The sequence below is a fragment of the Ensifer sp. ENS11 genome, from assembly GCF_014851895.1.
GTDB lineage: Bacteria > Pseudomonadota > Alphaproteobacteria > Rhizobiales > Rhizobiaceae > Ensifer > Ensifer canadensis.
Genome location: NZ_JACVAN010000014.1, coordinates 24420 through 37499, shown reverse-complemented (window position 1 = coordinate 37499; position 13080 = coordinate 24420). Strand labels below are relative to the sequence as shown.

11 protein-coding genes are annotated in these 13080 nt (G+C 62.5%); 7 read left to right on the top strand and 4 right to left on the bottom strand.

Features of this window, described 5'->3' with window-relative positions:
- Positions 1-85: 85 nt before the first annotated feature.
- A complete protein-coding gene (gene glpK, locus IB264_RS23140) occupies positions 86-1573 on the bottom strand; it encodes a glycerol kinase GlpK (RefSeq protein ID WP_025428008.1) in 1488 nt (495 codons plus the stop codon).
- 264 nt (positions 1574-1837) lie between these two features.
- Between glpK and IB264_RS23135 the strand changes: the two genes are divergently transcribed.
- The 3 genes from IB264_RS23135 to xdhB all read left to right on the top strand — a co-directional run bounded on the left by IB264_RS23135 (position 1838) and on the right by xdhB (position 6565).
- Complete coding sequence (locus tag IB264_RS23135) at positions 1838-2614, top strand: 3-hydroxybutyrate dehydrogenase (protein WP_025428009.1); 777 nt, start codon at positions 1838-1840, stop codon at positions 2612-2614.
- Positions 2615-2732: 118 nt separating this feature from the next.
- Positions 2733-4223: a xanthine dehydrogenase small subunit gene (gene xdhA, locus IB264_RS23130; RefSeq protein WP_038577341.1), complete on the top strand. Its 1491-nt coding sequence runs from the start codon at positions 2733-2735 to the stop codon at positions 4221-4223.
- 2 nt (positions 4224-4225) lie between these two features.
- Entirely contained in the window at positions 4226-6565 is a 2340-nt protein-coding gene (gene xdhB, locus IB264_RS23125; protein ID WP_025428011.1) for a xanthine dehydrogenase molybdopterin binding subunit, read from the top strand.
- A gap of 52 nt (positions 6566-6617) precedes the next feature.
- Here xdhB and IB264_RS23120 read toward each other — a convergent pair whose 3' ends face one another.
- On the bottom strand, positions 6618-6806 hold the full coding sequence (locus IB264_RS23120) for a hypothetical protein (RefSeq protein WP_128090423.1): 189 nt from the start codon (positions 6804-6806) through the stop codon (positions 6618-6620).
- A 162-nt stretch (positions 6807-6968) separates the two neighbouring features.
- On the opposite strand from IB264_RS23120, the gene IB264_RS23115 reads away from it, so the two are divergent.
- From IB264_RS23115 to IB264_RS23100, 4 genes are all read left to right on the top strand, one after another.
- Positions 6969-7910: a LysR substrate-binding domain-containing protein gene (locus IB264_RS23115; RefSeq protein ID WP_025428013.1), complete on the top strand. Its 942-nt coding sequence runs from the start codon at positions 6969-6971 to the stop codon at positions 7908-7910.
- Between the two features lie 158 nt (positions 7911-8068).
- Positions 8069-9307, top strand: a complete 1239-nt coding sequence (gene puuD / locus IB264_RS23110) for a urate hydroxylase PuuD (RefSeq protein ID WP_025428014.1) — start codon at positions 8069-8071, stop codon at positions 9305-9307.
- A complete protein-coding gene (gene guaD, locus IB264_RS23105) occupies positions 9304-10620 on the top strand; it encodes a guanine deaminase (RefSeq protein ID WP_025428015.1) in 1317 nt (438 codons plus the stop codon). The genes puuD and guaD overlap by 4 nt, the downstream gene beginning before the upstream one ends.
- 180 nt (positions 10621-10800) lie before the next feature.
- Positions 10801-11937 (top strand): alpha-hydroxy acid oxidase, encoded by a 1137-nt coding sequence (locus tag IB264_RS23100; RefSeq protein ID WP_025428016.1) that lies wholly within the window; start codon positions 10801-10803, stop codon positions 11935-11937.
- Between the two features lie 289 nt (positions 11938-12226).
- Here IB264_RS23100 and IB264_RS23095 read toward each other — a convergent pair whose 3' ends face one another.
- Positions 12227-12613 carry a VOC family protein gene (locus IB264_RS23095; protein ID WP_025428017.1) on the bottom strand — a complete coding sequence of 129 codons (387 nt, stop codon included), beginning with the start codon at positions 12611-12613 and terminating at the stop codon, positions 12227-12229.
- A gap of 99 nt (positions 12614-12712) precedes the next feature.
- Positions 12713-13075: a hydroxyisourate hydrolase gene (gene uraH / locus IB264_RS23090; protein WP_025428018.1), complete on the bottom strand. Its 363-nt coding sequence runs from the start codon at positions 13073-13075 to the stop codon at positions 12713-12715.
- Positions 13076-13080: the final 5 nt, after the last annotated feature.

Here is a 13080-nt window from a genome sequence, read left to right as displayed (position 1 = left end):
TAAGCGGAGTCGCAGAAACGCTCTATCTCCTTGTTTTTACGCATTTCCTGACGGAAAACCGCTTCGCACTTTTCCTGGAAATGCTCTAGGTCAGCGTGCGCTTGACCGCATTGCGCCAGCCCTTGAGCTTCGTCTTGCGCGTCGCTTCGTCCATCGCCGGCTCGAAACGGCGATCGCGCGCCCAGGACTTGGCGAACTCCTCCTGCTTCGGCCAGACGCCGGCGCGGCTGCCGGCGAGCCAGGCAACGCCGAGCGCCGTCGTCTCGAGGATGGTCGGCCGGTCGACCGGCGCATCGAGGAGGTCGGAAAGCCGCTGCATCGTCCAGTCCGAGACGACCATGCCGCCGTCGACGCGCAACACGGTTTCCTTGCCGTTGCTGCGCCAGTCCTTGTGCATGGCTTCGAGCAGATCGCGCGTCTGGTAGCAGACCGCTTCGAGCGCGGCACGCGCAAACTCGGCGGGCCCGGTGTTGCGGGTCATGCCGAAGATCGCGCCGCGAGCGTCGGGATCCCAATGCGGCGCACCGAGACCGGTGAAGGCCGGGACGAGGTAAACCTCCTGCGACGGGTCGGCGCCTTCGGCAAGCGTGCCGGTGTCCGGAGCCGCCTTGATGACCTTCAGGCCGTCGCGCAGCCACTGCACCGCCGCGCCGGCAACGAAGATCGAGCCTTCGAGCGCATAGGTGGTTTCGCCATCCAGCCGGTAGGCAATGGTGGTGAGCAGCCGGTTCTTCGAGCGCACCATGTCCTTGCCGGTGTTGAGCAATGCGAAGCAGCCCGTGCCGTAGGTCGATTTCAGCATGCCCGGCTTGAAGCAGGCCTGGCCGATGGTGGCGGCCTGCTGGTCGCCGGCAACACCGAGGATCGGGATCGCCGTGCCGAAGCGCTCCTTGTCGGTGACGCCGAAATCGGCGGCGCAGTCCTTCACCTCCGGCAACATGGCGCGGGGAACGCGCAGGATGTCGAGCAACTCGTCGTCCCAGGCATTGTCGGCGATGTTGTAGAGCAGCGTGCGCGAGGCGTTGGTCGCATCGGTGACGAAGGACTTTCCGCCTGTCAGCCGCCAGATCAGGAAAGTATCGATCGTGCCGAAGCAAAGCTCGCCCTTGGCAGCTCTGGCCTGGGCGCCCTTCACATTCGACAGCAGCCAGTTGAGTTTGGTGCCGGAGAAATAGGGATCGAGCAGCAAACCGGTCTTCTTGGTGAAGGTCTTTTCGAGACCCTGTTTCTTCAGCTTGTCGCAATAGGCTGATGTGCGGCGGTCCTGCCAGACGATGGCGTTGTGGATCGGCTTGCCGGTTTCGCGATCCCAGACCACCACCGTTTCGCGCTGGTTGGTGATGCCGATGCCGGCGATATCGCTTGGGGAGATCCCCGCCTTCCTGATCGCCTCGTTGACGGTGACGACGACGCTATCCCAGATTTCCTCCGGATCGTGCTCGACCCAGCCGGATTTCGGAAAGTGCTGCCTGAATTCCTTCTGGTCGAGGCCTGCTACCTGCTGCTTGCCGTCGAAGACGATCGCCCGGCTCGATGTCGTGCCCTGATCGATCGCGAGAATATATCCGCCCATATGCCCCTCCCCGGCCTCACATCACGTGTCTCGACGCCCTTCCTCTTGGGCGTGGCGTCCATTTCGAAAAACTTCAATACGATGGCAAAACGAATGTCAAACGAAAACAAAACGCAAGAAATCGTGACAAGGCCTCCCGCCGCAACTCTGCGTCGGCGGCCTGAAAAACACAATTGTCACCTCAGCGGTTTTACGCGTAGGTTGACGCTGTTGCGCCGCAAAAAACGGGCAAGATCAGCGGCGCTGCAAAGGGAGAGATCAGGAATGACGAGAACTGCGGTCATCACCGGTTCGACGAGCGGCATCGGCCTTGCCATTGCCAAGGCTTTTGCCAAGGGCGGCGCCAACATCGTCTTGAACGGCTTCGGCACGCCGGACGAAATCAAGGCTGCGACGGACGAAGTCGGGGCGCTCACCACGGGAACGGTCATCTATCACCCGGCCGACATGACGAAGCCGGACGAGATCGCCGACCTGATGGCAACGGCGGCAAAACGCTTCGGCAGCGTCGACATTCTGGTCAACAATGCCGGCGTTCAATATGTCGAGAAGGTCGAGGATTTCCCGGTCGAGCAATGGGACCGGATCATCGCCATCAACCTCTCCTCCTCTTTCCATACCATTCGCGCCGCCCTGCCCGGCATGAAGGCAAAGGGCTGGGGCCGCATCGTCAACATCGCCTCTGCCCACGGGCTCGTCGCCTCGCCGTTCAAATCGGCCTATGTCGCCGCCAAGCACGGCATCATGGGGCTGACAAAGACCGTCGCGCTCGAAGTTGCGGAAAATGGCATCACCGCCAATTCGATCTGCCCGGGTTATGTGCTGACCCCGCTGGTCGAAAAGCAGATCCCGGATCAGGCCCGCACCCGCGGCATCACCGAAGAGCAGGTCATCAACGACGTAATGCTCAAGGGCCAGCCGACCAAGAAATTCATCACCGTCGAGCAGGTAGCGTCGCTCGCCGTCTATCTCGCAAGCGATGATGCGGCGCAGATCACCGGCACGCATGTTTCCATGGACGGCGGCTGGACGGCGCAATAGAGAGCCGCCCGTCCATTGAGACGAGGCGGACGACGCCCTAACTCTATGAAAATGCGCATGGTCCGTCGCCGGGAACGCTTCCGGTTTTTGCGGCCATGCATCAGCAGGAATGAATGGCATGCCTAAGGTTAGGGAACGCAAGGACGACGACAGCATTCGCTTCATCCTCAATGATAGCGAGGTGGCGCTTTCCGACGTCGCGCCGACCGCGACCCTGCTCGACTATCTCAGGCTTGAGCGCCGGCTGACAGGAACCAAGGAAGGCTGCGCGGAGGGCGATTGCGGTGCCTGCACCGTGCTCGTCGGCCGGCTCGCCGGCGAAACGCTGGTCTATGAAAGCGTCAATGCCTGCATCCGCTTCGTCGGATCGTTGCATGCGACCCATGTGGTCACCGTTGAGCATCTCGCCGCCAGGGATGGAACGCTTCATCCCGTGCAGCAGGCGATGGTCGATTTCCATGGCTCACAATGCGGCTTCTGCACGCCCGGCTTCGTCATGTCGCTTTATGGCCTCTGGCTTTCGAACGACAATCCCAGCCGGGCCGACATCGAAAAGGCGCTGCAAGGCAACCTTTGTCGCTGCACCGGCTACGAGCCGATCGTCAAGGCGGCCGAGGCCGCCGCAAGCGCGCGGCCTTCTGCTATCTTCGATCCGATCACGGCTGCGCGCGAGGCCACCATCGCCCGCCTCAAGGCGCTTCAACCCGAGAAAACGATCACCGTCCGCCACGGTGAAAGCTGTCTGATCGTGCCGGCGGATGCCACCGGCCTCGCGACCGCTCTTGCCGAGCACAAAGGCGCGACGGTGGTTGCCGGCGCCACCGATGTCGGCCTCTGGGTCACCAAGCAGATGCGTCCGATCGATCCCGTCGTCTTCATCAACGGCATCGCCGAACTGCAGCGCATCGAGGAAAGCGACGGCGGCCTGACCATTGGTGCCGGCGTCAGCTATTCAGCCGCCTTTGCAGCGCTCAGCAAAGCCTATCCAGCCTTCGGCCGGTTGATCGACCGTATCGGCGGCGAACAGGTGCGCAACATGGGCACGATCGGCGGGAACATCGCCAACGGTTCGCCGATCGGCGACAGTCCACCGCCCCTGATCGTGCTGGGGGCAACTGTCACGCTGCGCTCGACGGAAGGGACGCGCACGCTGCCGCTTGAAGATTTCTTCATCGCCTACGGCAAGCAGGACCGCAAAGCCGGCGAATTCGTCGAGAGCGTCTTCGTGCCCGCGCTGCCGGCGGGTGAGCTGTTTGCGGCCTACAAGCTCTCCAAGCGCCGCGACGAGGACATTTCCGCATTACTCGGCGCCTTCCGCATTTCGCTTGACGGCAACCGGGTAGAGACCGCCCGCATCGCCTTTGGCGGCATGGCCGGCACGCCGAAACGCGCTGCAACCGTCGAGGCCGCGCTCATCGGCAAGCCCTGGACCGAGGAAATGGTGCGCGCCGCTCAGGCAGCCTTCGAGGCCGACTATCAGCCCTTGAGCGATTGGCGCGCCACCAGCACCTATCGCATGCTGGCGGCGAAGAACCTGCTGATGCGCTTTTTCCTGGAAAGTGGCGGCCAGCCGGCGGAGCTCGTGCGCTACGCGGCGGGAGAGAGGTAATCATGGACAAGTCGACCTTCGAAGAACGCAAGGCGATCAAGGGGCAGATGCATTCGCACCAGCGCCATGACAGCGCCCACAAGCACGTGACCGGCACCGCCGATTACATCGACGACATGCCGGAACCGGCGGGCACGCTGCACGGTGCGCTGGGGATGACCGACCGCGCCCACGCCGAAATCACCGCCATGGACCTCTCGGCCGTCGCCGCGGCGGCCGGCGTCGTCTGCGTGCTGACGGCGAGCGACATGCCGCATTCCAACGATATCAGCCCCAGCCACCTGCATGACGAGCCGGTGCTTGCCGACGGCATCGTGCAGTTCCACGGCCAGCCGGCCTTTGCCGTCATCGCCGAGACGCGCGACATCGCCCGTCGTGCTGCCCGGCTGGCGAAGATCAGCTATCGCGACCTGGCGCATTTCACCGATATCACCGATGCGGTAGCCCATGGCGGCGAGCTCGTCACCCAGCCCCTGACCTTGCAGCGGGGCGATGCCGACGCTGAACTGGAAAAGGCGCCGCGCCGGCTGAAGGGCCGGATGCGCATCGGCGGCCAGGAGCACTTCTACCTCGAAGGCCATATCGCCCTTGCCATTCCCGGCGAGGACGACGAGGTCACCGTCTGGTCGTCGACCCAGCACCCAAGCGAAATCCAGCACATGGTCTCGCACGTGCTCGGCGTTCCCTCCAATGCGGTCACGGTCAATGTGCGCCGCATGGGCGGCGGCTTCGGCGGCAAGGAAACGCAGGGCAACCAGTTCGCAGCCCTTGCAGCCGTGGCGGCGAAAAAGCTCGGCCGTGCGGTCAAGTTTCGCCCCGACCGCGACGAGGACATGACCGCCACCGGCAAGCGTCACGACTTCCTCGTCGACTACGATGTCGGCTTCGACGAGGAAGGCCGCATCCACGCCGTTCACGCCAATTACGCTGCGCGCTGCGGCTACTCCTCCGATCTCTCCGGACCGGTGACCGACCGCGCGCTGTTCCACGCAGACAGCTCCTACTTCTACCCGCATGTAAAACTGACGTCGCAGCCGCTGAAGACGAACACCGTCTCCAACACCGCCTATCGCGGCTTCGGTGGCCCGCAAGGCATGGTCGGCGGCGAGCGCATGATCGAAGAGATCGCCTACGCTCTCGGCAAGGATCCGCTCGAGATCCGCAAGCTCAATTTCTACGGCGAGAAGGGTTCCGGCCGGGATATCACCCCTTACCACCAGCAGGTCGAAGACAACATCATCGCCCGGATCGTCGCCGAGCTTGAAGTCGACGCCGATTACCAGGCGCGCCGCATGGCCATTATCGAGTTCAACCGTGCGAGCCGTGTCATTCGCAAGGGCATCGCGCTGACGCCGGTGAAGTTCGGCATCTCCTTCACCATGACCGCATTTAACCAGGCCGGCGCCCTCGTGCACATCTATCAGGATGGCTCGATCCACCTGAACCACGGCGGCACGGAAATGGGCCAGGGCCTTTATGTGAAGGTCGCGCAGGTCATCGCCGACAGCTTCCAGGTCGATCTCGACCGCGTGCGCGTCACCGCGACCACGACCGGCAAGGTCCCCAACACCTCGGCGACCGCTGCATCGTCCGGCTCCGACCTCAATGGCATGGCCGCCTTCGATGCGGCGCGCCAGATCAAGGAACGGCTCGTCGCCTTTGCAGCCGAGCGCTGGCAGACGACGGCGGAAAACGTCACTTTCGTTCCCGATCACGTGAAGATCGGCGAAGAACTGGTACCCTTCCCGGAATTCATCAAGCTTGCCTATACGGCGCGCGTGCAGCTTTCGGCCGCCGGCTTCTACAAGACGCCGAAAATCCATTGGGACCGCGCGACCGGACGGGGAACGCCCTTCTACTACTTCGCCTATGGCGCCTCGGTGTCGGAAGTATCTGTTGATACGCTGACCGGCGAATACATGGTCGATCGCGTCGACGTGCTGCACGATGTCGGCCGCTCGCTCAATCCGGCGATCGACCTTGGCCAGATCGAAGGCGGTTTCGTCCAGGGCATGGGATGGCTGACAACGGAGGAGCTGTGGTGGGACGACAAGGGCCGACTGCGCACGCACGCACCCTCGACCTACAAGATCCCGCTCGCCTCGGACCGGCCGAAGATCTTCAACGTCAAACTGGCCGAGTGGTCGGAAAATGCGGAAAAGACCATCGGGCGGTCAAAGGCCGTGGGCGAACCGCCCTTCATGCTGCCGATCTCCGTGCTCGAGGCGCTGTCGATGGCGGTGGCGAGCGTTGCCGATTATCGCGAATGCCCGCGCCTTGATGCGCCGGCGACGCCGGAGCGCGTGCTGATGGCCGTCGAACGCCTTCGACAATCGTCTTGATTGATGACATCGCCGCGCATCCCGTTCGACGCGCGGCGTGTGAGAGCTCCGGTCAGATCCGGGGCAGCTCGTCGATGTTGACGAGGCGGTGCGCGTCGGCCTGCGCCTCGACATCGTCCCCATAGGGGCCACGGCCATCCATGAAACCCATGTCTCTTTTGATATGGTCGGACAGCGCATTGACGTCGAGCACCGGCTTGGCGACAACGGCACGGCCAAACAGGGTGGACGTGAGCCGCACGACCGCATCCAGCGAAAGAAGCGGTTTTCTTTCAGTATGTTCGATAACGTCGCAAGTCATTTTGAGCACCTGTTCGTCTTGGGAAGTTGACTTGCAGGATGCCGTGGAAGAGGATTGAGTTCCAATCGAACATCCGTCTGCATGCATCAAGAGAACTTATCCATGAAGATGTCCAAGCAGTTTCCGCTGAATGCGTTGAGGGTCTTCGAAGCCGTCGCCCGGCTCGGCAGTTTTACCAAGGCCGGCGAGGAGCTGGGCATGACCCAGACCGCCGTCAGCTACCAGGTCAAGCTGATCGAGGAGAGCGTCGGCGAGCCCTTGTTCCTGCGCCGCCCACGCCAGATCGCGTTGACCGATGTCGGCCAGCGGCTGGCGCCACGGGTCACCGAAGCCTTCGAGATGCTGCAGGAGGCCGTCTCCTCAGCGCGCGGCGATATCGACAGCACACTGTTGATCAGCTCGACCCCGACCTTCGCCTCGCAATGGCTCGCCCGCAACATCGGCTCGTTTCAGTTCGCCCACCCCACCATCGCCGTGCGCCTGGACACCAACGACAACCTCGTCGATTTTGCCAAGGAACCCACGGATCTCGCCATCCGCTCCGGCGCCGGCGTCTGGCCGGGCCTCGACACACATCCGCTGATGCGCGTCGAGTTCAGCCCGATGCTGAGCCCGGCACTCGCCGAAACCGTTGGCGGCATCCGCGAGCCGCGTGATCTCCTGAAGCTCAGGATCATCGATGCCGGCGACCCCTGGTGGCGGATCTGGTTTTCGGCCGCCGGCGTCGACGATCCGGATCTCGAGGGCCGCCCGACAAGCCGGCTCGGCGCGCAATCCTTCGAGGCGCGCGCCGCCGTTGCCGGCCAGGGCGTGGCGATCCTGACACCGGAATTCTACGGTGACGACGTAGCGCTTGGCCGGCTCTACCAGCCTTTCGACCTGCGCTGCAGCGACGGCTGCGACTACTGGCTGGCCTACCCGCATGCGCGCCGCAACACCCCGAAGATCCGCATCTTCCGCGACTGGATCCTCAGCGAACTCTGCCCGTCGGTTCAGTTCGGGGCCGATTGGGTAGAAGAGCGCAAGGCGGCTTCCGCGAGCTAGGGTAACCCATTAGAATCCATCAGGTTTATCATTCCGGGTGAATTCACCCCGAAATCGTCCCGATCGCGGCAATTTACGCTTGGAGGCGCATTCGCCCCCTTCCCCAACTCCCGGTTTTTGCGCAAGGTGCGCTGACGGAGAGAATAAAGGGGACCTGAATGTACGAGTTCGCCATCGCCTGGGAATGGCTGGCCTTTGCTGTGCGCTGGCTGCATGTCATTACCGCCATCGCCTGGATCGGCTCATCCTTCTATTTCATCGCGCTCGACCTCGGTCTCGTGAAGCGCGACCACCTGCCTGTTGGAGCCTACGGCGAGGAATGGCAGGTGCATGGCGGTGGCTTCTACCACATCCAGAAATATCTGGTCGCCCCCGCCTCGATGCCCGAGCACCTGACCTGGTTCAAATGGGAATCTTACGTGACGTGGCTTTCGGGCTTCGCCATGCTCTGTCTGGTCTATTACGGCGGTGCCGATCTTTTCCTGATCGATCGCCACGTGCTCGATATCTCGGCAACGTCCGCGATCCTGATCTCGCTCGCCTCGCTCGGCATCGGATGGGTCTTCTATGACCTGCTCTGCAAGTCGCCGCTCGGCAACAACACCTGGGGCCTGATGGCGCTTCTTTATGTGGCGCTGGTGATCATGGCCTGGGGCTATACCCAGGTGTTTACAGGCCGCGCCGCCTTCCTGCATCTGGGCGCTTTCACCGCCACCATCATGTCGGCCAACGTCTTCTTCCTCATCATTCCCAACCAGAAGATCGTCGTTGCCGACCTGATCGCCGGGCGCACGCCCGACCCGAAGCTCGGCGCCCAGGCCAAGCAGCGCTCGCTGCACAACAACTACCTGACCCTGCCGGTCATCTTCTTCATGCTGTCGAACCACTATCCGCTGGCTTTTGCCACCGCCTTCAACTGGATCATCGCGGCGCTGGTGTTCCTGATGGGTGTCACCATCCGGCACTGGTTCAATACGACCCATGCCCGCAAGGGTAGGCCTACCTGGACGTGGCTCGTCACCGTCCTCCTCTTCATCCTGATCATGTGGCTGTCGACCGTGCCGAAGGTGCTGACCGGCGAAGAAAAAGCCGAGGTCGCGCCGGTCTTTGCCCGGTTTGCGGAGAATGCGCATTTCCCCGCCGTCAAGGACGCGATCTCGACCCGCTGTTCCATGTGCCACGCAGCCGAACCGGTCTATGAGGGCATCGCCCGGCCGCCGAAGGGTGTGGTGTTAGAGAGCGATCAGGAGATTGCCGCCCACGCCCGCGAAATCTATATCCAGGCGGGGCGCAGCCATGCCATGCCGCCCGGCAACATAACCGACATGACGACGGACGAGCGCCAGTTGCTGGCAGCCTGGTTCGAAAGCGCCGTCGAGGAAGGCAAGACACAATGACAACGACGCTCATCCGCGGCCGCCTCTTGAGCTTTCACCGCGCGCCAATGGCAATCGAGGACAGCGCCGCCTACACCTATGAAAGCGATGGCGCGCTGCTGGTCGCAGACGGCCGGATCAAAACGTCTGGCACCTACGCGACTGTGAAGGCCGAGGCAGCGGATGATATCGTCGAGATCGATCACCGCCCGCACCTGATCGTGCCGGGCTTCATCGACACGCATCTGCATTTCCCGCAGATGCAGGTGATGGCCTCCTACGCCGCCAACCTGCTGGAATGGCTCAACACCTATACCTTCCCGGAAGAGTGCCGCTTCGTCGAGACCGCCCATGCCGAGCGCATCGCCAGCCGTTTCTTCGACGAAATGGTCCGCCACGGCACGACGACGGCGGCCGCCTATTGCACCGTGCATAAGGCATCCGCCGACGCCTTCTTCGCCGAGGCGCTACGCCGCGACATGCGCATGATCGCCGGCAAGGTGATGATGGACCGCAATGCCCCGCAGGGGTTGCTCGATACGCCGCAGATGGGCTACGACGAGACCCGCGCGGTAATCCGCGACTGGCACGGCAAGGGCCGCAACCATGTCGCCATCACTCCGCGCTTTGCCATCACCTCGACGCCGGAGCAGATGGACGTCGCAAAATCGCTGGTGCATGAGTTTCCCGACCTGCATGTCCAGACACATCTGTCGGAAAACCGCGACGAGATCGCCTTTACCTGCGAACTCTATCCGGAAGCCACCGATTATACCGACGTCTACGCCCGTTATGGGCTGCTTGGGCCGAAGAGCCTGTTCGGCCACTGCATCCACCTCTCAGACCGCGAGGCGGACGTGATGTGCGAGACGGGATCGGTCGCGGTCTTCTGCCCGACATCCAACCTCTTCCTCGGCTCGGGCCTTTTCCCGTTGCGGGCGCTCAACCGGCGCGAAAAGCCGGTACGCACCTCGGTCGCCTCGGATATCGGCGGCGGCACCAGCTATTCGATGCTGAAGACGCTCGACGAGGCCTACAAGATCCTGCAACTGCAGGGCGAGCGGCTGAACCCGTTCGACAGCTTCTTCATGATGACCCGCGGCAACGCCGAGGCGCTGTCGCTGGTCGATCGCATCGGCACGCTCGAGGCCGGCACCGACGCCGACTTCATCGTGCTCAACATGGCGGCAACACCGGCGATGGCGCTGCGCGCCGAAGTGGTCAACTCACTCGCCGATGAACTTTTCCTGCTCCAGACCATGGGCGACGACCGCGCGATCGTCGAGACCTATGTGGCGGGAAAACCGGCCAAGGCGGCACTCGCTGCTGCCTGACTTCACCGTCATTGGCAAAGAGGTCAAAAAAATTGACCTCTTTGCGTCCGCGCTATTAACAAGCCTCCGGCAAACATGGTAAGGCCTCGGTAGTCATCCCAAGAGTTGGGTGCGGAAAAGTGTCCGCGGCTTTCCGCCCGCATCCCGCTCTAACCTGTGTTTCAGATGAAGGCCGTTTCCATGACGCAAATCCTCGAAATCAGCGACCTCAAGGCCCTTGCCAAGCGCCGCGTACCGAAGCTCTTCTTCGATTACGCCGACAGCGGCGCCTGGACCGAGGGCACCTATCGCGCCAACGAGGAAGACTTCGCCAAGGTGAAGCTGCGCCAGCGGGTGCTGGTCGACATGACCAACCGCTCGCTGGAAACGACCATGATCGGCCAGAAAGTGTCGATGCCGGTGGCGCTGGCGCCGACGGGGCTGACCGGCATGCAGCACGCCGATGGCGAGATGCTGGCAGCCCAGGCGGCCGAAGCCTTTGGCGTTCCCTTCACGTTGTCGACCATGAGCATCTGCTCAATCGAGGATGTCGCGTCGGTCACAACCAAGCCCTTCTGGTTCCAGCTCTACGTCATGCGCGAGCGCGAGTTCGTGCTGAACCTCATCGACCGGGCCAAGGCCGCCAAGTGCTCGGCACTGGTGCTGACGCTCGACCTGCAGATCCTCGGCCAGCGCCACAAGGACCTGCGCAACAGCCTGTCGGCCCCGCCGAAGCTGACCCCCAAGCATCTCTGGCAGATGGCGACACGTCCCGGCTGGTGCATGAAGATGCTCGGCACCAACCGCCGCACCTTCCGCAATATCGTCGGCCACGCCAAGAGCGTCACCGACCTGTCCTCGCTCGGCGCCTGGACGGCAGAACAGTTCGACCCGCAACTCTCGTGGAAGGACGTCGAATGGATCAAGGAGCGCTGGGGCGGTCCGCTGATCCTGAAGGGCATTCTCGATCCGGAAGACGCCAAGATGGCGGCGGCGACCGGCGCCGACGCGATCATCGTCTCCAACCACGGCGGCCGCCAGCTCGATGGCGCCCATTCCTCGATCAGCATGCTGCCGCGCATCGTCGATGCGGTCGGCCACCAGATCGAGGTGCATCTCGATGGCGGCATCCGCTCCGGCCAGGACGTGCTGAAGGCCGTCGCCATGGGCGCCAAGGGCACCTATATCGGCCGCCCCTTCCTCTACGGCCTCGGCGCCATGGGGAAGGAAGGCGTGACCAAGGCGCTGGAAATCATCCGCAAGGAGATGGACATCACCATGGCGCTCTGCGGCAAGCGCGATATCAACGACGTCAACCGCGACATTCTCGCGGATTGATCGAGCGCGCCAACCGGCGAAGCCGGATTGCCTGAAAAGGGCGGCTTCGCGGCCGGCCTCCAACACGTGTGTGGAATGCCTGCAGTTCCAAATTGGTCGCATAAACTAAACGTATGCGATCGTTTCTTGCGGCGAACCGTCCTTTGAGACGGGCGGTTCAGTCGTAAGCTTCAGGATTGATGCAGGTCGCCTTTACAGCGCCGCGCGTCAAATATGACGCGCAAAGGACGCTGTATCGCTTCAAACTTGTTGCATAATTCTATCCTCAAATCGGATCAGATTTGAGGAATTATGCAGTAGATCCAAGAGTTTGCGGCTCTCCGATCTCTATTGCGTGCCCGTCGGGATCATAAAAACGGAACACCCGCTGTCCCCAGGCTTGCCGCTCAATCGGGTGGATCAGCTCCACCTGCGGCGCAATGCTTTCGAAGGCCGCTTCGATATTCTCATGCTCGAAGTAGAGCAGCAGGTTCCCTCGCCCATAGGGTTCTTCCGCGGGACCGACTTCCCGCCAGACTGTTTGTTCCAGCGAACGACCCTCGTGGATCGCAAAACCGGTCTCGAAGAGAACGAAGTTTCCGAAGTCCTTCAACACCGTCAGACCGAGTGTCTCCCGGTAAAAGTCCCTGGATCGATCGATGTCGCGGACGAAAGGGATCGGATTGATGAAACGCATCGAATTCCCCTCGTGAGTCTCAAAATCGTCTCACACAATCCCGATCAAGGCGACGGTTTTCGACTGAATTTTACGCCGCGAACACTCATCCACCCACGCTCAGCTGCCGCGATAGGTCGAGTAGCCGTAGGGCGAAAGAAGCAGCGGCACGTGATAATGGCTGGCCGGATCGGCAATGCCGAAGCGCAGCGGGATCAGGTCGAGGAAGGCAGGCTCCGGCAGGTCCGCACCGACACGACGAAGATAGTCGCCGGCGTGGAAGACCAACTCGTAGCTGCCCGCCATGAAGCCGATGCCTTCGACCATGGGCCCATCGACGCGTCCGTCGCTGTTGGTATGAACGGTGCGGATCAGTTGCCGCTCGTCGCCTTCGAGCCAAAAGAGGTCGATGCGCAAGCCTTCGGCCGGCGTGCCGAGCGCAGTGTCGAGGACATGGGTGGTCAGGCGGCCGGTGCTGCTCATCGCTG